This is a genomic window from Bradyrhizobium sp. Ken64, assembly GCF_055807555.1.
In genome coordinates this window covers 46,955-72,806 of record NZ_JBVVPA010000017.1, presented here as the reverse complement: position 1 = coordinate 72,806, position 25,852 = coordinate 46,955, and the positions used below count along the sequence as shown (strand labels likewise).

The following is a 25,852-nucleotide window of genomic DNA, read 5'->3' as shown; positions in this document are numbered from 1 at the left end:
CTACGGCGCCAGATACCGCAGCAGCTCCGGATTGCCCCTCACCTCGCCTGCCTCGCCCTGCAGCGCGACGCGACCGCGATCCAGCACGTAGGCGTAGTCGGCGACGCGGAGCGCGAGGTCGAGGTGCTGCTCGACGATGATGACGGCGATGGTTTTCGCGAGCTCGATCAGGCGTTCGGTGATTTCCTCGATCACGCCGATCCAGACGCCTTCGGTCGGCTCGTCGAGCAGAAGCAGTTTTGGATCGCCCAGCATGGCGCGGCCGATCGCGAGCATCTTGCGCTCGCCGCCGGACAGCGTGCCGGCGGGCTGGTCGAGGCGCTGGCCGAGCTTTGGGAAGATGGTCAGCACGTGGTCGACGGCGTCTGCTTTTCTGCTCGCGAGCGAGCCGACCGCGAGATTGTCGCGCACCGACAGGCGCGCGAACACCGAATGCTCCTGCGGCACGTAGCCGATGCCGGCGCGCACGCGCTCCTGGGTCGCGCGGCGGCTGATGTCGCGGCCGTCGAAGGCGACCTCGCCCTTCCACGCCGGCAGCTCGCCGACGATGGTCTTCATCAGCGTGGTCTTGCCGGCGCCGTTGCGGCCCAGCACGGCGACACCGCCGCGCCAGGGAATGCCGAGGTTGACGTCGAACAGGACCTGGCTGCGGCCATAGCCGGCGTCGAGATGCTTGATGTCCAAAAATTCAGGCACGGCGCAAATAGATCTCCTGGACGGCCTTGTTGGCCTGGATCTCCGACACGGTGCCGGACGCCAGCACCTTGCCCTGGTCCAGCACGGTGAGACGATCGCAGATGTCGCGGATGAAATCGAGGTCGTGCTCGACGATGACGAGCGAGCAATGTTTTTTGATCGGCTGCAAGAGTTCGCCGGTAACGCGGCGCTCCTCCAGGCTCATGCCGCCGGTCGGCTCGTCCAGCAGCAGAAGCTTCGGCTTGCCGGCGAGCGCCATTGCGATCTCCAGCCATTGCTGCTGGCCGTGCGATAGCGCTGCGGCCGCATCGAAAGCGCGATCGGCAAGGCGAAACTGCGTCAGCATGGTCATGACCTGATCGTGCAGGAGCCCGCGCGTGCGCGAGAACACGAGGTCGAACAGCGAGGACTGCGCCTGCAACGCGAGCAGGATGTTGTCGTAGAGCGTCAGCGTCGGCAGCACGGATGTGATCTGGAATTTCAGGCTCATGCCGGCGCGAGCACGCTCGGTCGGCGTGAACGCCGTGATGTCGGTGTTGACGAAGGAGACCTTGCCCTGCGTCGGCACCTCGGCGCCGGCAATGCACTTCATCAGCGTGCTCTTGCCGGAGCCGTTCGGGCCGATCAGGCCGTGAAACTCGTTCTCGCCGACGGTCAGTGCGGCGCCGTCGAGCGCGGTGAGCTTGCCGAAGATCTTCTTGACGCCGGTGGCTTCAAGGAGCGGCATCGCGCTTCTCCTTCCCGGTCTTCCTGGATTTGCCACCAAAGCTGCCGACCCGCTCGCGCTCGCCGAGCACGAAGCTGATCAGGCCGAGCGGCCGGAACAGGATCACGAGCAAGAGCAGCACGCCGAGGATGATCGGCCAGACCTCGCGATAATTGTCCGAGAGCCAGAAGCTGACGCCCTCGACGATGACGGCACCGATGACGGCGCCGATCAGCGTGCCGGAGCCGCCGAACAGCACATAGAGCACCACTTGCGTCGAGACGACGACGCCGACCATGTTGGGCCAGACGAAACCTTCGTGGAAGGCGTAAAGGCTGCCGGCAAGACCCGCCACCGCGCCGCCGATCGCGAAGATGATCGCCTTGAGGTGCTGCGCCTTGTAGCCGAAGAAGGCGATGCGCTGCTCGTTCTCGCGCAATCCCGCGAGCGCCAACCCGAACTGCGAGCGCACCAGGAAGCGGCAGAGGAGATAGACCACAACGAGAAGGCCAAGCACGAGATAATAGAACGGCGGCCCTTCCGAGAATTCGTAACTGCCGAGCGTCATCGACGAGATCGAGGGGATGCCGTTCTGGCCACCGAGATAGTACCAGCCGCGCGCCAGCCGGTCGGCGGCGTAGGAGCCGGTCAGCGTGCCCAGCGAGACGAAGATCACGCTGGAGGGATGCCGCCCCAGCAGCAGGAAGCCGCCGAGCAGCAGCGCAAAGGTGAGGCCGATGATGGTACCCGCCGGCAGCACCAGGAAGATGTTGGTGATGTCGAGATCGCGCGCGAGCAGCGCGACGCCATAGCCGGCCGAGCCGAAGAACAGCGCCTGGCCGAAGCTCATGATGCCGGCATAACCCCACACCAGATCGAACGACAGCGCGAACAGCGCGAGGATGATCACCCGCGTCGCGAACACCGTGAGATAATCCTGGAGCACCAGCGGCGCGAGCAGCGCGGCAACGAGCACCACGCCTTCCACGATCGGCAGGATTTTTCGCTGCGAACCAGTTACCCCTGCTGATCCGTGTTCAACCATGGCGACGTTCTGTCCCCCGCCGATCTCGGCGGGGACTGCCTGCTTCACTGCGCCCATCGCTTTCGGCATTCGACCCTAGCATTCCTTGGGATCGACGAGACCGTCGCTGCGTCCGACGATCTCGTAATTCCCGCCCTTGGCGACCGCCGTGTACATCTTCATCTTGCAGTGCCGCTTGCCCGGAACCATCTCGGCCGGTCCGCCCGGGCCTTCGGCGATCTTGGCGTGGTCGAGCGTAGCCGCGACCGACTCGCGGTCGATCTTGCCGGCTTCCTTGACGGCGGCTTCCCACAGCTTCAGGCCGCGATAGGTGCCGGTGGCTGCGCTGCCGGCGGCAAACAGGAAGTTGCCCGGGAAATCCTTCTCGTAGGCCGCCTGGATTTTTGCGTCGAACGGGTTCTCCTTGGTCAGCACCTTGAAGTAATCGAGACAGCTGGCGAGACCCTCGATCTCGGCGGCCTGATTGATGTTGAGCGTGTTCTCGTCATAGTAGACGCAGGCCAGCCGTCCGCCATTCTTGAGGAAGCCGGCTTCATAGAGCTGCTTGAAGAACGGGCCGACGCCCGGCGGGATGACGGTGTTGAAGACGACATCGACCTTGTTGGAGATGATGCGGTTGACGGTCGAGGAGAAATCGACCTGGTCGAGCGGATAATATTCCTCGAACACGACCTCGCCGCCGTTGGCCTCGATCACCTTGCGGGCGTAGACGTTGAGCGTGTGCGGCCAGACGTAGTTGGCGCTCGGCAGCGCGAACTTCTTGCCGCCGTTCTTGATCAGCCAGGGAATGAACTCGTCGCACTGCTGCGCCGGCGTCGGCCCGGTGCAGAACAGATACGGCGTGCACTCCTTGCCTTCGTAGAGCTGTGGGTAGATGTAGAGCGTCTTGCCGCGCGCGACGATCGGGTCCTTGATGGCGTTGCGCATCGACGAGGTGATGCCGCCGAGCACCATGTCCACCTTGTCGCGCTGGATCAGCTTGCGGACGTTGCCGACCGCGACGGATTCGTTCGAGGCGGTGTCCTCGATATAGAGCTCGAGCGGGCGACCGAGCAGGCCGCCGCCGGCGTTGATCTCCTTGATTACCATCTTAGCGACGTTGGCGTCGGCATTGCCGGCGTAGGCGATCGGTCCGGTGAGGTCGGTGGCGATGCCGACCTTGATCGGGGCTTCGGCCGCATTGGCCCAGGGCGCCGGGATCACCCAACTACCGACGCCGGTTGCGACCGCCCCGGAGGCAAAGGCGAAATTCGAGAGGAAGCGGCGACGGGAGAGCTGAGTGCGATCGGACATGTGACTAAACCCCTTTTCCAGCGATGAGGCCCTGCGGCCGGAATTTGATGAAAACGATGGCGAGAACGAAGACGAGGACATCGGCCACGACGGGCGCCATCACCCAAGGCAGCGCGGCACTGAGCGTGCCGATGACGCCGGCGCCTGCGACCGGCCCGATGAAGGAGCCGACGCCGCCGACCATCACCGCGACAAAGCCCTGGATCAGGAAGCGCAGGCCGAGATCGGCGAACAGGCTGAACACGGGGACGATCAGCGCGCCCGCAAGACCGGCAAGTGCCGCGCCGAACGCAAAGGTGGCGCCATAGATCAGCGGCGTGGAGATTCCGGAGGCGCGCGCCAGCGAGGGATTTTCCAGGGTGGCGCGCACGCGCAGGCCGAAGCTGGTGCGCGCCAGCAGCAGATAGCAGCCACCCATCACCAGCGCCGTGATGACGATGATGGTGAAGCGCCAGGCCGAGATGTGCATGGCGCCGATATCGATCGAGCCGCCGATCGGCTCCGGCACGGTGAGATAGAAGCCGCCGATCAGGCCACGCACGGATTCGCGGATGATCAGGCCGAGCGCATAGGTGCCGAGCATGGCGACGATGGGGGCTGCGTAGAAGCGTCGGATGATCAGCGCCTCCAGCACGAAGCCGAGCGCGCCGACGACGAAGGGCGCGGCGACCATGCCGGCCCAGATCGGCAGACCCTTGGCATAGGCGAGATAGGTAATGTAGGCCCCGAGCAGGACGAACTCGCCCTGCGCGAAGTTGAAGATGCCCATCATGCTGGCGATGATCCCGAGCCCCAGCACGATCAGGACGATGATCGCGCCAAAGCTCAGGATTTCGAACGCCGCGACGAACGCGTTAGCCATGCGGTGCCGTTCTGTTCGTCTGCATCAATGCCCCGCTCACATTTTCTTCCAGTCGCCGATCTGCTCGAAAGCATGGGCGGCGCGATAGATGGTGGATTCCTCGAACATGCGGCCGACCAGCATCAGGCCGACGGGCAGGCCGTCGACCATGCCGCAGGGCAGCGACATCGCGGGATGATGGGTGATGTCGAACGGCGCGGTGTTGGAGATCATCTCCAGCGCGCGCGCAACATAGTCCTCGCGGCTGGCCGTAGGTTCCGGCAGCTTCGTCGCCTTCATGGGCGTGGTCGGCAGCAGCAGCAAGTCGTAGTCTTTGAAGGCCTTGTCGTAGGCCGCGGTCAGGCGTCGGGAGATGTTGAGCGCCTTGCCGTAATAGCGCGGACCAAAACTGTTGTTGATGTAGGTGCCGAGCAGCAGGAACAACTTTGTGGTCTCGGACAGGGAATCCGCCTGCCGCCGCCAGCCGCGATGGAAGTCCATCAGCGTCGTCGAATAGAGATCGGAACGGCTGAGGCCATAGCCGTCGCCATACATCATGGTCTGGGTCATGCCCTCGGTGCCGATCGGCGTCCAGATCGCGGGTCCCATGAGGTGCATCGGGATCGAGACCGTCTCGACGGTGGCGCCGAGATCCTTGAAGCGCTTGGCAGCCTCCCGGACGCTTTCGTTCACCGCAGACTCGGCGTTCGCCTGCTCAAAGCCTTCCTTGAGGATGCCGATCTTCATGCCCTTGACGCCCTGGCCGAGCGCCTTGGTGTACTCCTCGACCTTGGGCGCCTTGATGCGGGGATCGTAGCCGTCGTCGCCAGCCAGCACTTCGAGCAGCAGCGCGTTGTCGGCGACGGTCGCCGTCATCGGGCCGGTGTGATCGACGAACACCTCGATCGGCATGATGCCGGTGTAGGGCACGAGGCCCCAGGTCGGCTTCATGCCGTAGGTGCCGCAGAACGAGGACGGCATGCGGATCGAACCACCCTGGTCGCCACCGATCGCCATGTCGACCTCGCCGAGCGCGACGACGACGCCGCTGCCGGACGACGAGCCGCCGGCCGAATAGCCCATCTTGTGCGGATTGTGGACGGCGCCGACCGCATTGGTGTGGCTGCCGCCGGACATGCAGAAGGATTCGCAATGGACTTTTCCGGCGATCTCGGCGCCGGCATCGAGCATGCGCGTGACGATGGTGGCGTCGAAATCGGGGACGTAGCCTTCGAGCGTCGCCGAGCCGTTCATCATGGGAACGCCGGCGAGCATGATGTTGTCTTTCAGGGCGACGGTCTTGCCCTTGAGCTTGCCGCTCGCCGCACCCTTCACGGTCGACTTGCGATACCAGGCGTTGCGCGGGTTCTCTTCCGGCGAGGGCCGATAGCCCGGCGTGCGCGGATATTTGACCTCCGGCACCTCGTCCGGCATGGCTCCGACGAGATTGTAGGCTTCGATCGAGCCCTGCATCAGGCCGCGGAACGAGGCGACATCGTCATCGGACAGGGCGAGGCCGCACTGCTCGGCGACGCTGCGCAATTGGGCTGGCGTGGGAAGGACAACTGTCACGGCGCTCTCCTCAAAGGCTTCTTGATCCCTGGAAATGGAATCCCTGGCATTGGAGCCTGATGGGCGCGCGTGCACGGCGCGGGCCGATCGGCTTCACCTCGATATTACAGACGGAAATATTTTCCTTTTCAAGTATTATTTTGGATTCGGGCGTTTGCAGATGGGCCGCGCCGGCATCAGATCGGTTTGATCAGCTTGAAATCGAGGCCATCCGCCCCGGCGAGATACATTTGCATCCGGGTGTGACCGTTCCTGACGGTGACGGGGCCGCGCGCGCCCCCATAGACGATGTTGCGGCCGGCCGCGAGCATGGGCCCCATCGCCAACGTGCCCGCCTTGTTCGCCACGGCCTCGAGGAAGCGCAGTCCCTCATAGCTGGATTGACCGAGCGAGCCGATCGGGGGCCCGTTCGGTCCGAACATCGCGCGATAGCGGCTCTGGAAGTCGTCATTGGCCCGCGATCCGATGCCGGGGAAATAGCCGGAGGCGCAGAACAGATTCTCGCTGTTGTCAGCGCCGATTCCGAGCAGCACGGTCTCGTCCATCGCTCCGGCCAGCCGCAGCGTCGTGGCGCCGAGGCCGCATTCGCCGAACGCGCGATTGAACGTGATGCTGTCGGTGCCGATCAACGAGATCAGGACGACGTCCGGCCTCGCGGCACGGATGCGCTCCAGATGCGGCTCATGGTTATCTTCGCCGAGGGGTACGAACTCTTCGCCGACGACATGGCCGCCGGCTTCCTTGATGTAGCGCTTCACCGCGCGGTGCGACTGCCAGGGCCAGACATAATCGCTGCCGATCAGGTACCAGCGCGCCGCCTTCTTGACGTCGGCAAGCCAGTGGATCGAGGGGCGGCTCTGCCAGCGCGGCGTCTCGCCGATCGCCATGACACCCGGCGTCTGCTCGCCGCCTTCGTAAACGGGTGTGTAGATGTAGGGGATGCGGTGGCGGGTGGTGACCTTGCGCAGCGCCACGCGCACCGCGCTGGTATGCAGTCCGACGATGAGATCGATCTCATCGGACGCGATCGCCTGCTCGGCGCGGCTCAGAATCTCGTCGAGCGGGCCGCCGGCATCGTAGATCGAAAGCTCGATCTCGCGCCCCAGAATGCCGCCGCGCTTGTTGATCTCGGCAACCGCGAGCTGCGCGCTGCTTGTCGCGCACGGGCCCCAAACGCCGGGCGAGCCGGTGCAGCAAATGAAGCCGCCGATGCGGAGCTTGTTGTGTGCGCCGCGGCGCTTCATGAAATGCGCGTCAACCGGCGACCGGTCGAAATCCGCTGCCGCGGGCGACAGATTCCTGAACAGCAAGGACGGCGGTAACGCCGGACCGCCGTGAGCCGGGAAGTTTACCGTCGCGCGCACGCCAACTCCTGTCTGACACCAGACTTGAAAGCTCATTCAGCAGGCGGCCGCGGCACCCGCCCTATTGTTGGGCAATATCCTATTTTGAAAATATTGAATATTCAAGAATTGAAGTGCATATAGATGCAGCATCGATTGCAAGACATTCACTCATTTGGGTCAAGACAAAGTCTTAGCCGTGGCAAAATCGAACACCCCGATCACCGAACACCTCGCCTACCTGCTCGCGCAAGCCAACCGGGAGATCAACCGGCAGCTCGAACTGCGGTTGAGCAAGGAGGGCGTGCCCGTCGAGCAGTGGCGCATCCTGAAAGTGCTGTCGGATGGCAACGGCCATTCGATGGGAGAGCTTGCGGACGCCGTGCTGCTCAACCACCCGACGCTGACCAAGATGATCGACCGCATGGTCTCCGACACGCTGGTCTACCGCGTGCAGGACCCGAACGATCGCCGCAAGGTCCTGATGTTCATCTCCGATCGCGGCAAGGTGCTGAGCAAGAAGCTCAACTCGCTCGCGGTCGACCAGGAGGAGCACATCCTGGAGAGCTACGGCGACAAATCGACGAGCGAATTGAAGCGGCTGCTGGAGAGCTTGATCGACAGTTCGAATTGAGCTGGCGAGCAATTTGCGCGTCTCGCCGCACGGCCGTAGCCCGGATGGAGCGCAAGCGTAATCCGGGTCTTTCCCGCACAACGGCAGGATTCCCGGATCGCGCTTCGCTCCATCCGGGCTACGAGTTCGCGCGCGCCGCGGCTTTCGTGGGACAGTGAGGCGCCGACGTCGGCGCCCCACATTCAGACCTTACGCATACCGCCCGTGGCAGTGCTTGTACTTCTTGCCTGAGCCGCACGGGCAATCCTCGTTGCGGCCGATCTTGCCCCAGCTTGCCGGGTTCTTGGGATCGCGCAGCGCGGCGTCGGTGGCCTGTGCTCCGAGGGTGACGCTGGCGAGCGCCATTTCGTCCTCGCCGGTGTTCGGGTCGAACTTGTGCGCTTCCATCGGCGGCAGCACCGGGGCTTCCTGCTCCGGCGGCACGATCTCGACCCGCATCAGCTGCGCCGTGACGGCCTCGCGCAGATGCGCGCTCATCTCCTGGAAGAGGTTGAAGGCCTCGGTCTTGTACTCCTGCAACGGATCGCGCTGGCCGTAGCCGCGCAGGCCGATGACCTGGCGCAGATGGTCGAGCATGATCAGATGCTCGCGCCAGAGATGGTCGAGCGTCTGCAGCAGAATGGTCTTCTCGACGTAACGCATCACGTCGGGGCCCCATTGCCCGACCTTGGCGGCCATGTGCTCGTCGGCGCGGGTCTCGATGCGCGTGAGCAGCTCCTCGTCGGCGATGCCCTCTTCCTTGGCCCAGTCCTCGACCGGCAGGTCGAGATCAAGCACGCGCTTGAGCTCTTCCTTCAGGCCCGCGACGTCCCACTGCTCGGCATAGGCATGCTCGGGCACGTGCTTGGCGACGAGGTCGTCGATGAAGGCGTGGCGCATGTCGGCGACCGTCTCGGCGACGCTGTCGTCCTTCATCAGGTCGACGCGCTGGTCGAAGATCACCTTGCGCTGGTCGTTCTGGACGTTGTCGAACTTGAGCAAATTCTTGCGGATGTCGAAGTTGCGCGCCTCGACCTTCTGCTGCGCCTTTTCGAGCGCCTTGTTGATCCAGGGATGGATGATGGCCTCGCCCTCCTGCAGGCCGAGACGCTGCAGCATGCTGTCGAGGCGATCCGAGCCGAAGATGCGCATCAGATCGTCTTCCAGCGACAGGAAGAATTTCGAGCGGCCGGGGTCGCCCTGACGGCCGGACCGGCCGCGGAGCTGGTTGTCGATGCGGCGGGATTCGTGGCGTTCGGAGCCCATGATGTAGAGACCGCCGGGCTTCTTCACGGTCTTGGCGGGCTTCGAACCCTTCGCCGGTTCGATCTCGACCTCTTCCTCGGCCTTCAGCACGATGTCGCGGAAGTGCTCGATGTCGGCCTTGATCTGCTCGATCTTCTTGGCCTTCTCGGCCTCGTCCTCGATCGAAGCGGCCTCCTGCTGGATCCGCATTTCCAGCGAGCCGCCGAGCTTGATGTCGGTGCCGCGGCCGGCCATGTTGGTCGCGATCGTGATCGCGCCGGGCACGCCGGCTTCCGCGACGATGTAGGCTTCCTGCTCGTGGAAGCGCGCATTCAGCACCGCGAACAGCTTTGCCGGTTTGCCGGCGCGGGCCGCGGCGTACAGCTTCTGCATCGAATTTTCGTTGCCGAAATCGATCTGCCGGTAGCCGTGCTTCTTGAGATATTCGGCGATCACTTCCGATTTTTCGATCGAGGCGGTGCCGACCAGCACCGGCTGCAACCGCGCATTGGCGCGCTCGATCTCGGCGAGGATCGCGGCGTATTTCTCGTTCTGGGTGCGATAGACCTCGTCGTCCTCGTCGAGACGGGCGACCGGCAGATTGGTCGGGATTTCCACGACCTCGAGCTTGTAGATGTCGAACAATTCGTCGGCTTCGGTCAGCGCCGTGCCGGTCATGCCGGCGAGCTTTTCGTACATCCGGAAATAGTTCTGGAAGGTGATCGAGGCCAGCGTCTGGTTCTCCGGCTGGACCTGCACGTGCTCCTTGGCTTCCAGCGCCTGATGCAGACCTTCGGAATAGCGGCGGCCCTGCATCATACGGCCGGTGAACTCGTCGATGATGACGACCTCGTCGTCGCGGACGATGTAGTCCTTGTCGCGCGTGAACAGCGTGTGGGCGCGCAGCGCCTGGTTGATGTGGTGCACGACGGAGACGTTCTCGACGTCGTAGAGCGACTCGCCCTTGAGCTGGCCGGCATCGCGCAGCAGCGTCTCGATCTTCTCCATGCCCGCTTCGGTCAGCGTCACCGTGCGCTGCTTCTCGTCGACGTCGTAGTCGGACTTGTCGAGCTTGGGCAGGAAGCCGTCGATGGTGTTGTAGAAGTCGGAGCGGTCGTCGAGCGGGCCGGAGATGATCAGCGGCGTGCGCGCTTCGTCGATCAGGATGGAGTCGACTTCGTCGACGATCGCGTAGAAGTGCGGCCGCTGGACCATGTCCTCGAGCCGGTACTTCATGTTGTCGCGCAGATAGTCGAAGCCGTATTCGTTGTTGGTGCCGTAGGTGATGTCGCAGGCATAGGCGGTCTTGCGCTCGGAATCGTCGAGGCCGTGCACGATCACGCCGGTGGTCAGGCCGAGGAAGCCGTAGATCTGACCCATCCATGCGGAGTCGCGGCGGGCGAGGTAGTCGTTGACGGTGACGACGTGGACGCCCTTGCCGGCGAGCGCGTTGAGGTAGACTGCGAGCGTTGCGACCAGGGTCTTGCCTTCGCCGGTCTTCATCTCGGCGATGTCGCCCTCGTGCAGCACCATGCCGCCGATCAGCTGGACATCGAAATGGCGCTGGCCGAGCGTGCGCTTGGCGGCTTCACGGACGGTGGCGAAAGCGGGGACCAGCAGGTCGTCCAGGGTCTTGCCCTCGGCGAGCTGCTGCCTGAACTCGACGGTGCGGGCCTTGAGGGCCTCGTCGGAGAGTTTCGAGACCTCGGGCTCCAGCGCGTTGATCGCGTTGACGCGGGACTGATATCCCTTCACCCGCCGGTCGTTGGCGGAGCCGAAAAACTTGCGGGCGAGCGCGCCGATCATGCTTAGTTCCTGTGTTCGCGATTCAACCGCGTTCGCGTTGCAGCCAAGAGGTTGTCACCCGCCTGCCTATCAACTCACCGTGACGCCTGCTGGGCGCCGGAGCCCGGACTGCGGGGGGTCCATCCGCCATATGGGTGGGAGTTGGGCAAGTCTGGGTTCAACGGCCAAAAACGCAGCAAAATAAACGCCATCGCATGGACGCGACCGGGCAGAGATATGGCCCGGTCAGGGCCTTGTCAACGGCGCGTGCATTGCGGCTAATTCATCATTTTGACAGACTTTTCGCGTTGCCAAGCCCCCCTGAATTGGGCGAGTGTCCGCCCCGCTCGAGCAGCCCCCTGCTTCAACAAAAGGATTTTCCATGACCACCTCGTTCCCGGTAACCAAAACCGGCCTGCGCTTCGGCCTCGCCACCGCCCTCGTGGGCTGCCTTGCGCTGGCGCTGATCGCGGGTCCCGGCCGGGCTGCCGACGATCCGGTGCTGGCGAAGGTCAATGGCGCTGAGATCAAGAAGAGCGACGTCGCCATGGCCGAAGAGGAACTCGGGCCGAGCCTCGCCCAGATGGACCCGGCGACCAAGGACGAGAACGTCCTGTCCTTCCTGATCGACATGAAGATCGTCGGCAAGGCCGCCGAGGACAAGAAGCTCGCTGACGGCGAGGAGTTCAAGAAGCGCCTCGCGTTCGCCCGCAACCGCCTGCTGATGGACAGCCTGCTCGCCGGCGAGGGCAAGGCCGCCACCACCCCGGATGCCATGAAGAAGGTCTATGAGGAGGCCTCCAAGCAGATCACCGGCGAGCAGGAAGTGCGCGCCCGCCACATCCTGGTCGAGACCGAGGACGAGGCCAAGGCGGTGAAGGCCGAACTCGACAAGGGCGCCGATTTCGCCGAGCTCGCCAAGAAGAAGTCCAAGGACCCGGGCTCGGCCGACGGCGGCGACCTCGGCTTCTTCACCAAGGAACAGATGGTGCCGGAGTTCTCGGCGGTCGCCTTTGCGCTGGAGCCGGGCAAGATCTCCGACCCCGTGAAGTCGCAGTTCGGCTGGCACGTCATCAAGGTCGAGGAAAAGCGCAACCGCAAGGCGCCGGACTTCGAGCAGGTCAAGGCGCAGATCGAGCAGTATGTCACCCGCAAGGCCCAGGCCGATTATGTCGCCAAGCTGCGCGCGGAAGCCAAGGTCGAGCGGCTGGATCAGCCGGCGGATGCGGCCAAGGACGCCAAGCCGGCTGATGCGACCAAGCCTGCGGATGCGAAGCCGTCCGACAGCAAGATGGCGCCGCCCGCGAAGAAGTAAGAATTCGCTGTCACTTCGGTGACGTGAAGAGTATCTAAGCCTCTGTGATGCCCGGCCCCCGCGCCGGGCATCTGCATATCCAGATCCCACCAAGGCGCCCCGATGTCCTCCTCCGTCTCTCCCCTCGCCCCGAAACACGTTCCCGACATGCCCGTGATCGCTGGGGTGCGTCTCGCGACGGCCGAGGCCGGCATTCGCTACAAGAACCGCACCGACGTGCTGCTGGCGGTGATGGACAAGGGCACCGCGGTCGCAGGCGTCTTCACCAAGTCGAAATGCCCCTCCGCGCCGGTGGAATGGTGCCGCGCCAAGCTGAAGGGCGGCAAGGCGCGCGCGCTGGTGGTCAATTCCGGCAACGCCAATGCCTTTACCGGCAAGACCGGCCGCAGCTCCACCGCGCTGACCGCCAGGATCGCGGCCAAGGCCGTCGGCTGCACCGAGGGCGAGATCTTCCTGGCCTCGACCGGCGTGATCGGCGAGCCGCTGGATGCGACCAAGTTCGACGGCGTGCTCGGACGTCTCGCGGAAACCGCCGAGGCCGGCGATTATCTGGCGGCCGCCAAGGCGATCATGACCACCGACACCTTCCCGAAGGTCGCGACCGCAACCGTGAAGCTCGGCAAAGCCAAGGTCACCATCAACGGCATGGCCAAGGGTGCCGGCATGATCGCGCCCGACATGGCGACGATGCTGTCCTTCATCTTCACCGACGCACCGATCGCGCCTGCCGCGCTGCAGGCGCTGCTCAAAAGCGGCGTCGAGGACACCTTCAACGCGGTCACGATCGACGGCGACACCTCGACCTCGGATACGCTGCTGGCCTTTGCCACCGGTGCTGCTGCAGAACACGGCGCGCCGAAGATCAGCCGCGCCAGCGACCCGCGCCTGAAAGCCTTCGTCAAAGCCTTCAACCAGGTGCTCGCCAATCTTTCCGAGCAGGTGGCTCGCGACGGCGAGGGCGCGCGCAAGCTGGTCGAGATCACCGTCGAGGGCGCCAAGACCAAGGCCTCGGCGCGCAAGATCGCGATGTCGATCGCGAACTCGCCGCTGGTGAAGACCGCAATCGCCGGCGAGGACGCCAATTGGGGCCGCGTGGTCATGGCGGTTGGCAAGGCCGGCGAGCCGGCTGACCGCGACAAGCTCTCGATCTCTTTTAACGGCATCCGCGTCGCCAAGAACGGCGCGCGCGATCCGTCCTATGACGAGGCGCAGGTGTCGGAAGCGATGAAGGCGCCGGAGATCGCGATCAAGGTCTCGCTCGGCCTCGGCAAGGGCCGCGACCGCGTGCTGACCTGCGACCTCACCAAGGAGTATGTCGCGATCAACGGGGATTACAGGTCGTAGTGCTTACGACTACCGATAGCCGGGCCGTCGCCCTTCGAGGGCCGCTGAAGAAGCGGCCACCTCAGGGTGACGGTGAAAGAGCTTTGATCCAATCACCCTGAGATCCGCGCATCCGCGAGTGCCTTCTTGAACAGCGCGTTCATCGCTTCCGAAATGCCCTGGGTGGGGCTAACCTCGAAATAGAATCCCGGCGAAGCGCAGCTCTGCATGTTCTGCGCGATCTTGCTGTTCGGCGACGGTCCCCACGGCCCGGGGTTAAAGGGCGCTATCCATGAGTTGTACCAGCCGTCAGTAGGCGGTTGGTATGTCGTGTACAGCACCGCGATCTTGATCCCGCGGTTCTTGATGGTCGTGCAGAGCGCCGGATTGATGGGCGACTGACAGCGGTTCGATGACGCGAGAGGATACGAAGAAGACGAGACACTACACATCGTCGTGCCCGAGTTGGCTTCGTCAGCGACCCCATCGGATACAAAAAACAGATATTTCAGCGGTGACGCGGACGTACCTGCTCCAGGCGAGGCGATTGCGCTATTGATTGCGGGAAAAATAGTGGTGAAGGGAGTATCTTTGTCGATAGTATACACGTCATTCTGGCCGGCAACCGCCATCAGGTCGATGTTTCCCGCCGCCGTCTTGGCGGAGGTCAGGCTCGAAGAGAGCGCGAACAGATTTCTCAATCCGATCGTCGCTGACGAAGCGCCGAAATCGTAGATCGCCATTCTGAACTGGTTCGAATAGGTCTGCGTGCTCTGGGCTGTGTCCATCAAGTTCGCGCTCGCCTGGCGCACCACGTCAATTCGGGTCGTGATGCCATTTGCTTTGGCGATGTCGTAGTTGCTCGTGCCGGCCGCCTTGGTGGTGTCGTGACAGGCGAATGCACATCCACCCGTCTTTCCCTGCAATTTCGTTATGTCGGTCGGTGTCGCTGCGACGCCCATCGACGGAGAATTGTCCAGCAGCAGATAGAAGTCGACATAGAGCGGCATGTTGGCCGTCGACGACGACGTGCCGCTCATGGTCAGTGTGGTCTTGCCGATCAGGCCGAGAAACATGGTGTTGATGGTGGCGGTGAACGAGACGGTCGAGTTGATGGTCGAGCCGGTCTTGACGACGGTCGGGGTGACGCTGTTGAGCGTATAGCCGGTCAGGTTGGCGCGATTGGCATCGAAGATTTTCTGGGCGTCGTCGACGCCGACCGTGATCGTGCCGTCCGTGGTCATCGAGCCCGCGGCGATAAACCCCGGCGATGCCTTGGCGAGCGCACCGACGCTGGCTGCGTCAGCCGCGCCCTGAAGCTTCGCCCGGACCTGCGTCGCGCGGGAGTAGTCGATCGCGGTGCCGATGAACGTGATCAGGGGCACGCAGCAGATTGCGAAGATCACCGCGACATTGCCGCGCCGGTCGCGAAGGAACCGACGGAAGATGGTACGACACTCAGCGCGCATGGATCTGGCCCGAAATGGTTTCAGCGTCTCCACTCTAGGAACCGTGGATTAAATATGACTTATGGAGACCTCGGAAACACGGGCCGTAACAGGGTTAACGAACCGTTGCGGATGATCCTTCAGCGAGCGGAATTCCAGGCATGGCTGATCTCAAACTGACGCTCGTCGTGGCGTGCGCGCTGGTCGACCCCGACAGGCGCGTCCTGATCGCGCAGCGCCCCGAGGGCAAGACGCTGGCCGGCCTCTGGGAATTTCCCGGCGGCAAGTGTGAGCCCGGCGAGCGGCCGGAACAGAGCCTGATCCGCGAACTCCACGAGGAGCTCGGCATCACCGTTGCCGAACCCTGTCTGGCGCCGCTGACGTTCGCGAGCTACGGCTACGAAACCTTCCACCTCCTGATGCCGCTCTACATCTGCCGTCGCTGGGAGGGACAGGTCACGCCGCGCGAGGGCCAGACCCTGGCCTGGGTTCGCGCCAACAGGCTGCGCGACTATCCCATGCCGCCCGCGGACATTCCGCTGATCCCGCATCTGATTGATTTGCTGATGTGAGCTCAGACCTCATCCTGAGGGAGACCGCGCAGCGGTCGTCTCGAAGGATGGCTGCGGATGAGAGCCGGGCCCGCATGGTTCGAGACGGCGCTGACGCGCCTCCTCACCATGAGGAGTTACGTCCCTCCCGCCTTCTTCACCGCTTCCGCCAGGCTCGCCTTCGCTGATCCGGGCTTGAGCGGCTGCTGCTGGCTCGCATGCGGGGCCCAGCCGGAGAGCCAGATGATGTCGAATGTCGCACGGATGCGGCCGTCGGCATCGGCAAAGCGTTCCGCGTAGACTTCAGCCATCCGCAGCAGCGTCGATCGCCGGCTCGGCGTGCGCCGCCGTTCGATCAGCACATTGGCGGCGCCCATGCGCCTGATATCCTGCATCAGCGCGAACGCGTTGGCGTAGCGGACCACGACGCGGTCGACATCGGTGACCGGCAACGCAAAGCCCGCCCGCTGCAACAGCGCGCCAACATCGCGCAGATCGGCGAAGGGTGCGACGCGCGGCGACACACCGCCCTCGCATTCGGCCTCGGCGGCGGCAAAAGCCTGGCGCAGCTCGGTCAGGCTGTCGCCGCCGATCATCGCCGCCAGCAGCAGCCCATCTGGCCTCAGCGCGCGACGGATTTGCGCGAGCACCCCCGGCAGATCGTTGACGAATTGCAGCGCCAGCGCCGAGACCACGAGATCGAGGCTTTCGGGCACAAAGGGCAGCTTCTCCGCACCCGATGCATCGAGCTCAATGCGTTCGATCGAGGGCAGTCGCGCGCGCAGCACCGCGAGACCCTCGCCGGGCGTCCAGAGATCGGCCGCTGTGTGAAACTCCCGCATCACCGCCGCCAGCCGATCGGACATGTCCTCGGCGACCCGATCCAGCAGGAAGCTCACGGCACCTTGCGCCTGCGCGCGGCGCTGTCGCGCGTGCAGCAAAGCACGATCGAACAAAGCGGGTGGGGTTTGCGGGTCTTGAGCCATGCCGCTGGTTACGCCGATCACGCTGGTTATTGCAATCTCCTCTCTCTTGTCCCGGACGCGGTGCGGCACGCAGTGACGCTCCGCAGAGCCGGGATCCAGAAGGCGACATGGCACGATGCGGCGTGATAGGCCCCGGCTCTGCAGCGCACCGCCGAAGTGGCGCTGCGTCCAGGGCACGAGACCGATCCAGCCGCTTGAGCGCCGCCAAACAGAACGCTAGCCTCGTCCCATGGAAGCCGCTCACGCCCCTTCTCGTTCCATCGCCGCCCCCCTGCGTGCCGCATGGACGGCTGGCCGCCACGTGCTGTCACGTGCGGCACGGCTTGCGCTCGACATCGCGCTGCCGACGCTGTGCGTGTCCTGCCGCGAGCCGGTCGACGGCGAAGGCGTGTGCGCGGCGTGCTGGGCGCGGCTGTCGTTCATCGAACGGCCCTACTGCCCGCGGCTCGGCATTCCTTTTGTGTACGATCCCGGTCCCGACATGCTGTCGATGGAGGCGATCGCGAGCCCGCCGGCCTACCAGCGGGCGCGCGCCGCCGTGCGCTATGACGACGTCGCGCGCACCCTGGTGCATGCGCTGAAATACCAGGACCGCACGGACTTGGCCCCCGCCATGGGCCGCTGGATGGCGCGCGCAGGTGGCGAACTGCTCACCGAGGCCGACATGCTGGTGCCCGTTCCCCTGCACTGGCGAAGGGCCTGGCGCCGCCGCTACAACCAGTCCGGGGCGCTGGCGCGGATCATCGAGCGGCAGAGCGGGGTAAAGGTGAAGGCTGAGGTACTGCGCCGGGTACGCGCGACCGAGCAGCAGATCGGCCTGTCGCGGGCCCAGCGCGCCACCAATGTGCAAGGCGCATTCCAGGTATCCCCCGACCGCCAGGCCGACGTCCAGGGTCGGCGCATTGTCCTCATCGACGACGTCCTGACGTCCGGGGCGACGCTGGATGCCTGTGCGCGGGCCCTGCTCCGGGCCAAAGCGGCGCAAGTGGACGTGCTGGTGTTTGCCCGGGTTGTCGAGAGCCGGTGAAGTCCCATATAATTCAATGAATTCATGACATGAGAGCGCCAGACACCATGACCGCTGCTGTCGAGATCTACACGAGGCCGGGCTGCGGCTATTGTTCCGCCGCGAAGTCGCTGCTGACCCGCAAGAAGGCGACCTTCACGGAGTTCGATATCGCCAAGAACCCGTCCTGGCGCCAGGAGATGTACGATCGCTCCGGCGAGGGCTCCACCTTCCCGCAGATCTGGATCGGCGGAACCCATGTCGGAGGCTGCGACGAGCTCTACGCGCTCGATCGCGAAGGCAAGCTCGACGCCATGCTCGAAAGCGTCAAGGCGGAGTCATGAGCGACAACAGGACCTTCACGGCGGCGATGGTGCAGATGCGCACCGGCCTGATGCCCGGGCCGAGCCTCGAGCAGGCCACCAGGCTGATCCGCCAGGCTGCGGCCAATGGCGCCGACTACGTGCAGACTCCCGAAGTCAGCAACATGATGCAGCTCAACCGCAAGGCCCTGTTCGAGCACCTCCAGAGCCAGGACGACGACAACTCGCTGAGGGCGTACCGGGCGCTCGCGGCCGAACTGAAGATCCACATCCATGTCGGCTCGCTGGCGCTGCGCTTTTCGGACGAGAAAGCGGTCAACCGCTCGTTCCTGATCGGGCCCGAGGGCAATGTGCTCGCGAGCTACGACAAGATCCACATGTTCGATATCGAGCTGCCGGACGGCGAGAGCTATCGCGAATCCGCCAATTACCAGCCGGGCGAGACGGCCGTGATCTCCGACCTGCCCTGGGGCCGCGTCGGCCTGACGATCTGTTATGACGTGCGCTTTCCTGCGCTCTACCGCGCGCTAGCCGAAAGCGGCGCGTACTTCATCACGGTACCGTCGGCCTTCACCCGCAAGACTGGCGAGGCGCATTGGCACGTGCTGTTGCGGGCGCGCGCAATCGAGACTGGGTGCTTCGTCTTCGCCGCGGCGCAGGCAGGCCTGCACGAGAACAAGCGCGAGACCTATGGCCATTCGCTGATCATCGATCCCTGGGGCGAGATCCTCGCCGAAGGCGATGTCGAGCCCGGCATCATCATGGCCAAGATCGATCCGGCCAAGGTCGAGACCGCGCGCCGCGCGATCCCCTCGCTCCAGCACGGCCGCCGCTTCGGCGTCGCCGACCCCAAGGCGGGACCGGACCACCTGCACCTGGTGCGGGGATCGGCATGATCCGCTACGCGCTCCGCTGCGACCGGAGCCACGACTTCGAGAGTTGGTTCCAGAGCTCGTCCGCGTACGATTCTCAGGTGAAGCGCAAGCTCGTGACCTGTCCGATCTGCGGCTCGGCCAAGGTCGACAAGGCGATCATGGCGCCGCGCATCGTCGGCAAGAAGGGCCGCGGACGCGCCACGCCGCCGCCTGAGCCCACTGCCACGACGACCGCGCCCGAGGCCTCGCAATCCGCACCGACTTCGCTGTTGATGGCGCAGGAGCGCGAGCTGCGTGCCAAGCTCAAGGAGCTGCGTGATCACATCGTGAAGAACGCCGACAATGTCGGGGAGCGATTCGCCACCGAAGCCCGCGCAATGCATTACGGCGACAAGGAGCACCGTCCGATCTACGGCGAGGCCTCGCCGGACGAGGCCAAGTCGCTGATCGACGAAGGCATCGAGGTGTCGCCGCTGCCGACGCTGCCGGAAGACCGGAACTAGACTCCCACCAGCACCGCGACGCCGATTACGATCAGCGCGATGCCAATAAGCTCTCGCGGCGCGATCGGCTGCTTGAACGAGTAATACGCCACGGCTTGCGCGAACAGCACCTCGATCAAAGCGAGGGTGCGGACATTGGCGGCGGCCGTCAGCGCGAACGCCAGGAACCAGAACTGCGAGGCGAAGGCGCCCATGAAGCCGGCGAGCAGCGATGGCTTCCAAAGCCCCAAGATCGCCTGAAGCACGTTCGGCGCGCGCCAGAGCAGATAGATCGTCAGGATCAGCGTCTGCACGAACAGGCCGAGCACCAGCGTGAACGATGCCGCCGTCACGAACGAGACATCGGGCACGTTGATGATGGCGCCGCGGAAGCCGACCGCAGAGAGCGCGAAGGCCGCGGCCGCGACGAGACCGGTGATCGTCGGTTTCAATTCGGCAAAGCTCTTCTCGCCGCCGGGCCGCAGCGCGGTGATGACGACGCCGATTGTCGCGATCACGATCGCCAGCACCTTCAGCCATGTCAGATGATCGCCGAGGAAGACGAAACCGAAGATGGCGGTCTGGATCGCCTCGGTTTTCAAATAGGCCGTCGTCACCACGAAGGAGCGGTCGTTCATGGCGAGCAGCATCAGACCGGTCGCGACGATCTGGCTGAGCGCGCCGAGCAGGAGCCACGGCCAGAACACACCGGGCGGCATGTCGAGATGATCGCCGTTGGCGACCAGCACCACCGCGAGAAACAGCAGCGAGAACGGAAAGCCGAACAGGAAGCGGATATTGGTTGCGCCCCAGGTCCCCAGCGGCTTCGTCAGCGACCGCTGCATCGCATTGCGCGCGACCTGGCCAAGCGCGGCAATGACGGTGAAGGGAATCCAGAGGCTGGCGATGGTGAACATGGGTGGGATGGCGGTGGGAGGAACAGGACGTTGATGTCAACGTGCCGCTCGCGCTCAAGCAGGTCAATCACGCGGATGTCATGGGTGCGATGCTTGCCTGACAAACTCAGTGTGGTCCTGGGCAAGCGAAGCGCAGATCCAGGACCATTACCCCAAGGAGTGATTTGGCGAAGACTCGTGGTTATCAGCCTTCGCCTAACTAGACCCTGGGGTATAATGGGTCCTGGCTTTCGCCAGGACGACGCCGGATGTTTGGAAGCAGCAACGCCTCACACCATGCCTTCCGCCACCACCATGTAGTTCACGTCCATGTCTGACGAGAGGGTCCATTTGTCGGCGAAGGGGCTGTAGACGACGCCCGTCTGCTCGGTGATGACTAGGCGATTGTCGAGCAGGTATTTCGTCAGCTCGTCGGGGGTGACGAACTTGTTCCACTCGTGGGTGCCGCGCGGCAGCCAGCGCAGGACGTATTCGGCGCCGACGATGGCGAGCGCAAAGCTCTTCCAGTTCCTGTTCAGCGTCGAGACCACCATCAACCCGTTTGGCTTCAGCATCGCGGCGCAGCGCTTCAGGAAAACGCCGACGTCGACGACGTGCTCGACCACCTCCATCGCCAGCACGATGTCGAAGCGCTCGCGCGGGTCGATCTCCTCGACCGTGGTGCAGCGATAGTCGATCGCGAGATGCGCCTTGTCGGCATGCAGCTTCGCGGCCGCGATGTTGCTGACCGACGGATCGACGCCGATGACCTGCGCACCCAGGCGCGACAGCGGCTCGCAGAGCAGGCCGGCGCCGCAGCCGATGTCGAGCACGCGCAGACCGCCGAGGCAGTTGAGGCTGCGCGCGTTGCGCTCGAACTTGCGGCAGGCGGCATCGCGGATGTAGCCGAGCCGCAGCGGGTTGATCCGGTGCAGCGGCGCCATCTTGCCGTTGGGGTCCCACCACTCGGCTGAAAGTTTTGAGAATTTCGCGATCTCGGCGGCGTCGACGGTCGAGCCCGGCTGCGGGCTTGCGGTAGCGGAAGTATTTTGCTGCATGCTCATGGGTTGCGCGCGGTCCTACCGCGTGGTGATCGAACTGCGGAAGGCGAGCGGCGAGGCGATGGTCCGGATGGTTTCGCGACCTTCCCCCACGCCATTGATGGTGACATCGCCATAGTTGAGAATACGTCCAAGAATGGTCTGATTCACATCGACGCTCTCGACCTTGTCCAGCGCCATCTCGAAGGTGCGGCGCTTGATGAAGCCGGTCTTGTGCACGATCCGCAAATTGGTCACGTCGGTCTCGGTGGTAAAGCGATGGAACCAGCCCTTCACGGTCCAGTACAGCGCCGCCAGAGCCACCAGGCCGGCCGCGACGAGGCAGAGCAGCACGAGCCCCTCGACGATGGTTTGCCGTGACAGGACGAACAGGGCCAGCGCCACGATCCAGGCCAGGATCGCCGGCAAATAGAAGATCCAGTGCGCATTGGTCGAATACAGCACCCGCTCGCCCGGTTGCAGGATCTCGTCGATATAACGCGCCATGACCTCGATTAACCCATTGCCCGGATTGGCCCGCCCAGGAACCCGCTTGCCCCCGGCCCCGCCCCTCTGTATACGCGCGGTCGGTATCGCAGGCACCCGTCCAGCGCGGGTCACCATACTTATCCTTATGAGGGAATGCACGCGTCGTCATGAGCCGCCTCGTGATGAAATTCGGCGGCACATCCGTCGCCAACATCGAACGTATCCGCAACGTCGCACGCCATGTGAAGCGTGAGGTCGACGCCGGCCATGAAGTGGCCGTGGTCGTCTCGGCGATGTCCGGTAAAACCAACGAGCTGGTGGCCTGGTGCACCGAGGCCTCGCCGATGCACGACGCGCGCGAATACGACGCCGTGGTCGCCTCGGGCGAACAGGTGACGTCCGGCCTGCTTGCCATCGTGCTTCAGGGCATGGGTATCCAGGCCCGCTCCTGGCAGGGCTGGCAAATCCCGATCAAGACCAGCGACGCCCATGCCTCGGCCCGGATCGAGGGCATCGACGGCAGCGAGATCATCAAGCGCTTCAGGGAGCGCAAGGAAGTCGCCGTGATCGCCGGCTTCCAGGGCATCAACCCCGAGACCAACCGCATTACCACGCTCGGCCGCGGCGGCTCCGATACCTCGGCCGTGGCGATCGCCGCCGCCGTGAAGGCGGACCGCTGCGACATCTACACCGACGTCGACGGTGTCTACACCACCGATCCGCGAATCGTGCCGAAGGCGCGCCGGCTCGACAAGATCGCGTTCGAAGACATGCTGGAACTGGCCTCCCAGGGCGCCAAGGTGCTCCAGGTCCGCTCCGTGGAACTCGGCATGGTCCACAACATGCCGATTTTCGTCCGCTCGAGCTTCGACAAGCCCGAGGATATCGATCCGCATGCCAACCAGCCGCCCGGCACGCTGATCTGCAGCGAGGAGGAGATCATGGAAAGCCACGTCGTCACCGGCATCGCGTTTTCGAAGGACGAGGCCCAGATCTCGGTACGCCAGATCGAGGACAAGCCCGGCGTGGCGGCGTCGATCTTCGGCCCGCTCGCGGATGCCAACATCAATGTCGACATGATCGTGCAGAACGTCTCCGAGGACGGCAAGACCACCGACCTCACCTTCACGGTGCCGGCCGCCGACTACACCAGGGCCAAGGAGACGATCACCGCGGCCAAGAGCCAGATCAATTATGCCCGGCTCGACACCGCGACCGACGTCGCCAAGATCTCGGTGATCGGCAGCGGCATGCGCAGCCATGCCGGCGTTGCCGCCCAGGCGTTCTCGGCCCTCGCGGGACGGAATATCAACATCCGGGCCATTACAACCTCCGAGATCAAATTCTCGGTTCTGATCGACACAGCCTATACCGAGCTTGCGGTGCGCACCCTGCACACGCTCTACGGTCTCGATCAGGCTTAGGCTAATTTTCTCTTAGCGGTCGCAGCAAACGCTGAGGTCTCCACACTTTCGCGTTTGGCAGGCGTTTTGCTTGGCAAAACAAGCCCCAATTCGCTATACGGCGAACAGGGTGGGCTGCCGGAAACTGTGCCCCAGTTGAGGCGGTGCTGATTCGGCCCAGGCAACCGCCGGGGCTGGCGCCGGACGAGCAAATTTGTTGTTTTTCTGGATTTCTGGGCGAGCCGCCGCGGGTCCTTTCGGCCCCGGCAGACGGAGGAGATTGACGGTTCATGCGGAGCGCGTCGGGAGGTCCCCGCGTCTTGTTGAGACGGCTCCGCGAAACCATGGCGGAGCAGGTCTCGGCCCAGGAGCGGCTCGACAAGATCGTGGTGCTGATCGCGGCCAACATGGTGGCCGAGGTGTGCTCCGTCTATGTGCTGCGCGTCGACAACACGCTCGAGCTCTATGCCACCGAAGGTCTCAACCGCGAGGCGGTGCACCACACCGTGCTCAGCGCCCATGAGGGCCTTGTCGGCCTGGTCGCCAGCGAGGCAACCCCTCTCAACTTGAACGACGCGCAGAGCCATCCGGCCTTCTCGTTCCGCCCGGAGACCGGCGAAGAGATCTACCACTCCTTTCTCGGCGTGCCGATCCTGCGCGCTGGCAACACGCTCGGCGTGCTGGTGGTGCAGAACCGCGCCAAGCGCAACTATGTCGAGGAGGAGCTCGAGGCGCTTCAGACCACCGCGATGGTGCTGGCGGAGCTGATCGCCTCCGGCGAGCTGTCTGCGCTGGCCCAGCCGGGCCATGAGCCCGCGGCGCGCCATTCGGCGCAGAAGGTCGGCGCCATCCTGTCGGAAGGCATCGCACTCGGCCATGTCGTGCTGCACGAGCCGCGCGTGGTCATCAAGGACTACATCGCCGAGGACCTGCCGAAGGAGATCAAGCGGCTCGACACCGCGCTGGCCAAGCTGCGCGCCGATCTCGACCGCATGCTGGAGCGCGGCGACGTCGCCGAGGGCGGCGAGCATCGCGAGGTGCTGGAAGCCTACCGCATGTTCGCCAACGACCAGGGCTGGTCGCACAAGCTGCACGAGGCGGTCGCCACCGGTCTCACGGCGGAAGCCGCCGTCGAGCGTGTGCAATCCGACACCCGCGCGCGCATGCTGCGCTCGACCGATCCCTATTTGCGCGACCGGCTGCATGATCTCGAGGATCTCGGCTATCGCCTGATGCGGCAGCTGGTCGGCCAGGATCACGCGCCGTCACGCGAACAATTGCCCGACAATGCCATCGTCATCGCGCGCGCGATGGGCCCGGCGGCGCTGCTCGACTACGATCGCAAGCGCCTGCGCGGCATCATATTGGAAGAAGGCACCGCCAATTCCCACGTCTCGATCGTGGCGCGCGCGCTCGGCATTCCCGCGGTCGGCGAAGTCCCGAACGCGCCTGGTATCGCCGATCCCGGCGACGCCGTCATCGTCGACGGCACCTCCGGCATGATCTATGTGCGCCCATCGCAGGAGGTCGAAGCCGCCTTCGCGGAGCGCGTGCGCTTCCGCGCCCGCCGCCAGGCGCAGTATCTGGCGCTGCGCGACCGGCCCTGCGTCACCAAGGACGGCCAGAAGGTCGAGCTGATGATCAATGCGGGTCTCGCGATCGACCTGCCGCACATCGAAGACACCGGCAGCGCCGGCATCGGCCTGTTCCGCACCGAGCTGCAATTCATGGTGGGCCAGAGCCTGCCGCGCACCAGCGACCAGCTCGCGCTGTATCGCACCGTGCTGGATGCCGCCGGCACCAAACCCGTCACCTTCCGCACCCTCGACATCGGCGGCGACAAGGCGCTGCCTTACATGGAGGCGGTGATCGAGGAGAATCCCGCGCTCGGATGGCGCGCGATCCGGCTCGGCCTCGACCGTCCCGGCCTGTTGCGCGGCCAGATCCGCGCGCTGCTGCGCGCCGGCGGCGGCCGCGCGCTGCGCATCATGTTCCCGATGATCTCGGAGGTGGGTGAATTTGATTCGGCGAAGGCGCTGGTCGAACGCGAGCTGACTTATCTGCGCCAGCACGGCCACACGCTGCCTGAAAGAATCGACATCGGCACCATGGTCGAGGTGCCGGCGCTGCTTTATCAGCTCGACGAACTCCTGAAGAAGGTCGACTTCATCTCGGTCGGCTCCAACGATCTGTTCCAGTTCCTGTTTGCGGTCGACCGCGGCAACGCAAAAGTCTCCGAGCGCTTCGACACCATGTCGGCGCCGATCCTGCGCGCGCTGCGCGACATCGCACACAAGACGCAAGCCGCGAACAAATCGCTGTCGCTCTGCGGCGAGATGGCGTCGAAGCCGATCGGCGCGCTGGCGCTGATCGCGATGGGGTATCGCTCGTTGTCGCTCTCGGCCACCGCGCTCGGCCCGGTCAAGGCCATGGTGCTCGATCTCGACGCCAAGAAGGCCGAAGCGATGCTCGGCCCGTTGCTGGACGCGCCCGCCGGCAGCGTCTCGATCCGGCAGAAGCTGACGGAATTTGCCGAGGCTGAAGGCCTGGCGTTGTAGCGGGCCTGTCGCCCCTTC

The 25,852-nt window shown here is 64.5% G+C and carries 23 protein-coding genes; 10 read left to right on the top strand and 13 right to left on the bottom strand.

Going from position 1 to position 25,852, the window contains the following annotated elements; translation table 11 throughout:
• The 7 genes from AC0L2F_RS25545 to AC0L2F_RS25515 form a co-directional block, all read right to left on the bottom strand.
• The gene (locus tag AC0L2F_RS25545) at window positions 1–696 is read right to left on the bottom strand and encodes a branched-chain amino acid ABC transporter ATP-binding protein (protein WP_007599215.1); all 696 of its coding nucleotides are present in this window, start codon (window positions 694–696) and stop codon (window positions 1–3) included.
• Entirely contained in the window at window positions 689–1,423 is a 735-nt protein-coding gene (locus AC0L2F_RS25540) for an ABC transporter ATP-binding protein (RefSeq protein ID WP_473250284.1), read from the bottom strand. Before AC0L2F_RS25540 ends, AC0L2F_RS25545 begins: the two co-directional genes overlap by 8 nt.
• Window positions 1,410–2,516, bottom strand: a complete 1,107-nt coding sequence (locus AC0L2F_RS25535; RefSeq protein ID WP_473250283.1) for a branched-chain amino acid ABC transporter permease — start codon at window positions 2,514–2,516, stop codon at window positions 1,410–1,412. The genes AC0L2F_RS25540 and AC0L2F_RS25535 overlap by 14 nt, the downstream gene beginning before the upstream one ends.
• 6 nt (window positions 2,517–2,522) lie before the next feature.
• Window positions 2,523–3,740: a substrate-binding protein gene (locus AC0L2F_RS25530; protein ID WP_007599205.1), complete on the bottom strand. Its 1,218-nt coding sequence runs from the start codon at window positions 3,738–3,740 to the stop codon at window positions 2,523–2,525.
• A gap of 4 nt (window positions 3,741–3,744) precedes the next feature.
• The gene (locus AC0L2F_RS25525; protein WP_063992465.1) at window positions 3,745–4,602 is read right to left on the bottom strand and encodes a branched-chain amino acid ABC transporter permease; all 858 of its coding nucleotides are present in this window, start codon (window positions 4,600–4,602) and stop codon (window positions 3,745–3,747) included.
• Window positions 4,603–4,638: 36 nt separating this feature from the next.
• Complete coding sequence (locus AC0L2F_RS25520) at window positions 4,639–6,153, bottom strand: amidase (protein WP_007604565.1); 1,515 nt, start codon at window positions 6,151–6,153, stop codon at window positions 4,639–4,641.
• Window positions 6,154–6,329: 176 nt separating this feature from the next.
• On the bottom strand, window positions 6,330–7,517 hold the full coding sequence (locus tag AC0L2F_RS25515; RefSeq protein WP_473250282.1) for a substrate-binding domain-containing protein: 1,188 nt from the start codon (window positions 7,515–7,517) through the stop codon (window positions 6,330–6,332).
• Window positions 7,518–7,695: 178 nt separating this feature from the next.
• On the opposite strand from AC0L2F_RS25515, the gene AC0L2F_RS25510 reads away from it, so the two are divergent.
• Window positions 7,696–8,130: a MarR family winged helix-turn-helix transcriptional regulator gene (locus tag AC0L2F_RS25510; protein ID WP_007604563.1), complete on the top strand. Its 435-nt coding sequence runs from the start codon at window positions 7,696–7,698 to the stop codon at window positions 8,128–8,130.
• Window positions 8,131–8,319: 189 nt separating this feature from the next.
• Here the strand turns inward: AC0L2F_RS25510 and secA are convergent, their stop codons facing one another.
• Window positions 8,320–11,160 (bottom strand): preprotein translocase subunit SecA, encoded by a 2,841-nt coding sequence (gene secA / locus AC0L2F_RS25505; RefSeq protein WP_473250281.1) that lies wholly within the window; start codon window positions 11,158–11,160, stop codon window positions 8,320–8,322.
• A 361-nt stretch (window positions 11,161–11,521) separates the two neighbouring features.
• Between secA and AC0L2F_RS25500 the strand changes: the two genes are divergently transcribed.
• Together AC0L2F_RS25500 and argJ are read left to right on the top strand one after the other, a co-directional pair.
• A complete protein-coding gene (locus AC0L2F_RS25500) occupies window positions 11,522–12,454 on the top strand; it encodes a peptidylprolyl isomerase (RefSeq protein WP_473250280.1) in 933 nt (310 codons plus the stop codon).
• Window positions 12,455–12,556: 102 nt separating this feature from the next.
• Entirely contained in the window at window positions 12,557–13,798 is a 1,242-nt protein-coding gene (gene argJ, locus AC0L2F_RS25495; RefSeq protein ID WP_063992461.1) for a bifunctional glutamate N-acetyltransferase/amino-acid acetyltransferase ArgJ, read from the top strand.
• A gap of 92 nt (window positions 13,799–13,890) precedes the next feature.
• Here the strand turns inward: argJ and AC0L2F_RS25490 are convergent, their stop codons facing one another.
• On the bottom strand, window positions 13,891–15,246 hold the full coding sequence (locus tag AC0L2F_RS25490) for a TadE/TadG family type IV pilus assembly protein (RefSeq protein WP_473250279.1): 1,356 nt from the start codon (window positions 15,244–15,246) through the stop codon (window positions 13,891–13,893).
• 140 nt (window positions 15,247–15,386) lie between these two features.
• On the opposite strand from AC0L2F_RS25490, the gene AC0L2F_RS25485 reads away from it, so the two are divergent.
• On the top strand, window positions 15,387–15,797 hold the full coding sequence (locus AC0L2F_RS25485; RefSeq protein WP_473250278.1) for a (deoxy)nucleoside triphosphate pyrophosphohydrolase: 411 nt from the start codon (window positions 15,387–15,389) through the stop codon (window positions 15,795–15,797).
• A 116-nt stretch (window positions 15,798–15,913) separates the two neighbouring features.
• On the opposite strand, the gene AC0L2F_RS25480 is transcribed toward AC0L2F_RS25485, so the two are convergent.
• Entirely contained in the window at window positions 15,914–16,762 is an 849-nt protein-coding gene (locus tag AC0L2F_RS25480; protein ID WP_473250334.1) for a methyltransferase domain-containing protein, read from the bottom strand.
• Window positions 16,763–16,991: 229 nt separating this feature from the next.
• Between AC0L2F_RS25480 and AC0L2F_RS25475 the strand changes: the two genes are divergently transcribed.
• Genes AC0L2F_RS25475 through AC0L2F_RS25460 form a run of 4 tightly spaced genes read left to right on the top strand, consistent with a single transcriptional unit; the run spans window position 16,992 to window position 19,469 of the window.
• Window positions 16,992–17,789, top strand: coding sequence for a ComF family protein (locus AC0L2F_RS25475; protein ID WP_473250277.1), 798 nt, complete (start codon window positions 16,992–16,994; stop codon window positions 17,787–17,789).
• A 47-nt stretch (window positions 17,790–17,836) separates the two neighbouring features.
• Window positions 17,837–18,112, top strand: coding sequence for a glutaredoxin 3 (gene grxC / locus AC0L2F_RS25470; protein ID WP_063992458.1), 276 nt, complete (start codon window positions 17,837–17,839; stop codon window positions 18,110–18,112).
• Window positions 18,109–18,987: a carbon-nitrogen hydrolase family protein gene (locus AC0L2F_RS25465; RefSeq protein WP_473250275.1), complete on the top strand. Its 879-nt coding sequence runs from the start codon at window positions 18,109–18,111 to the stop codon at window positions 18,985–18,987. The genes grxC and AC0L2F_RS25465 overlap by 4 nt, the downstream gene beginning before the upstream one ends.
• Complete coding sequence (locus AC0L2F_RS25460; protein WP_473250274.1) at window positions 18,984–19,469, top strand: DUF1178 family protein; 486 nt, start codon at window positions 18,984–18,986, stop codon at window positions 19,467–19,469. The genes AC0L2F_RS25465 and AC0L2F_RS25460 overlap by 4 nt, the downstream gene beginning before the upstream one ends.
• Here AC0L2F_RS25460 and AC0L2F_RS25455 read toward each other — a convergent pair.
• From AC0L2F_RS25455 to AC0L2F_RS25445, 3 genes are all read right to left on the bottom strand, one after another.
• On the bottom strand, window positions 19,466–20,365 hold the full coding sequence (locus AC0L2F_RS25455; protein ID WP_063992455.1) for an EamA family transporter: 900 nt from the start codon (window positions 20,363–20,365) through the stop codon (window positions 19,466–19,468). The two genes, AC0L2F_RS25460 and AC0L2F_RS25455, sit on opposite strands and share 4 nt — an antisense overlap.
• Window positions 20,366–20,634: 269 nt before the next feature.
• Window positions 20,635–21,408, bottom strand: a complete 774-nt coding sequence (gene ubiG, locus AC0L2F_RS25450; protein ID WP_007604545.1) for a bifunctional 2-polyprenyl-6-hydroxyphenol methylase/3-demethylubiquinol 3-O-methyltransferase UbiG — start codon at window positions 21,406–21,408, stop codon at window positions 20,635–20,637.
• A 15-nt stretch (window positions 21,409–21,423) separates the two neighbouring features.
• Window positions 21,424–21,891, bottom strand: a complete 468-nt coding sequence (locus tag AC0L2F_RS25445; protein WP_035973495.1) for a PH domain-containing protein — start codon at window positions 21,889–21,891, stop codon at window positions 21,424–21,426.
• Window positions 21,892–22,040: 149 nt separating this feature from the next.
• Here AC0L2F_RS25445 and AC0L2F_RS25440 point away from each other — a divergent pair, with 149 nt between their 5' ends.
• Window positions 22,041–23,297, top strand: coding sequence for an aspartate kinase (locus AC0L2F_RS25440; RefSeq protein ID WP_035973494.1), 1,257 nt, complete (start codon window positions 22,041–22,043; stop codon window positions 23,295–23,297).
• A 269-nt stretch (window positions 23,298–23,566) separates the two neighbouring features.
• Window positions 23,567–25,834 (top strand): phosphoenolpyruvate--protein phosphotransferase, encoded by a 2,268-nt coding sequence (ptsP, locus tag AC0L2F_RS25435; RefSeq protein ID WP_007604540.1) that lies wholly within the window; start codon window positions 23,567–23,569, stop codon window positions 25,832–25,834.
• Window positions 25,835–25,852: the final 18 nt, after the last annotated feature.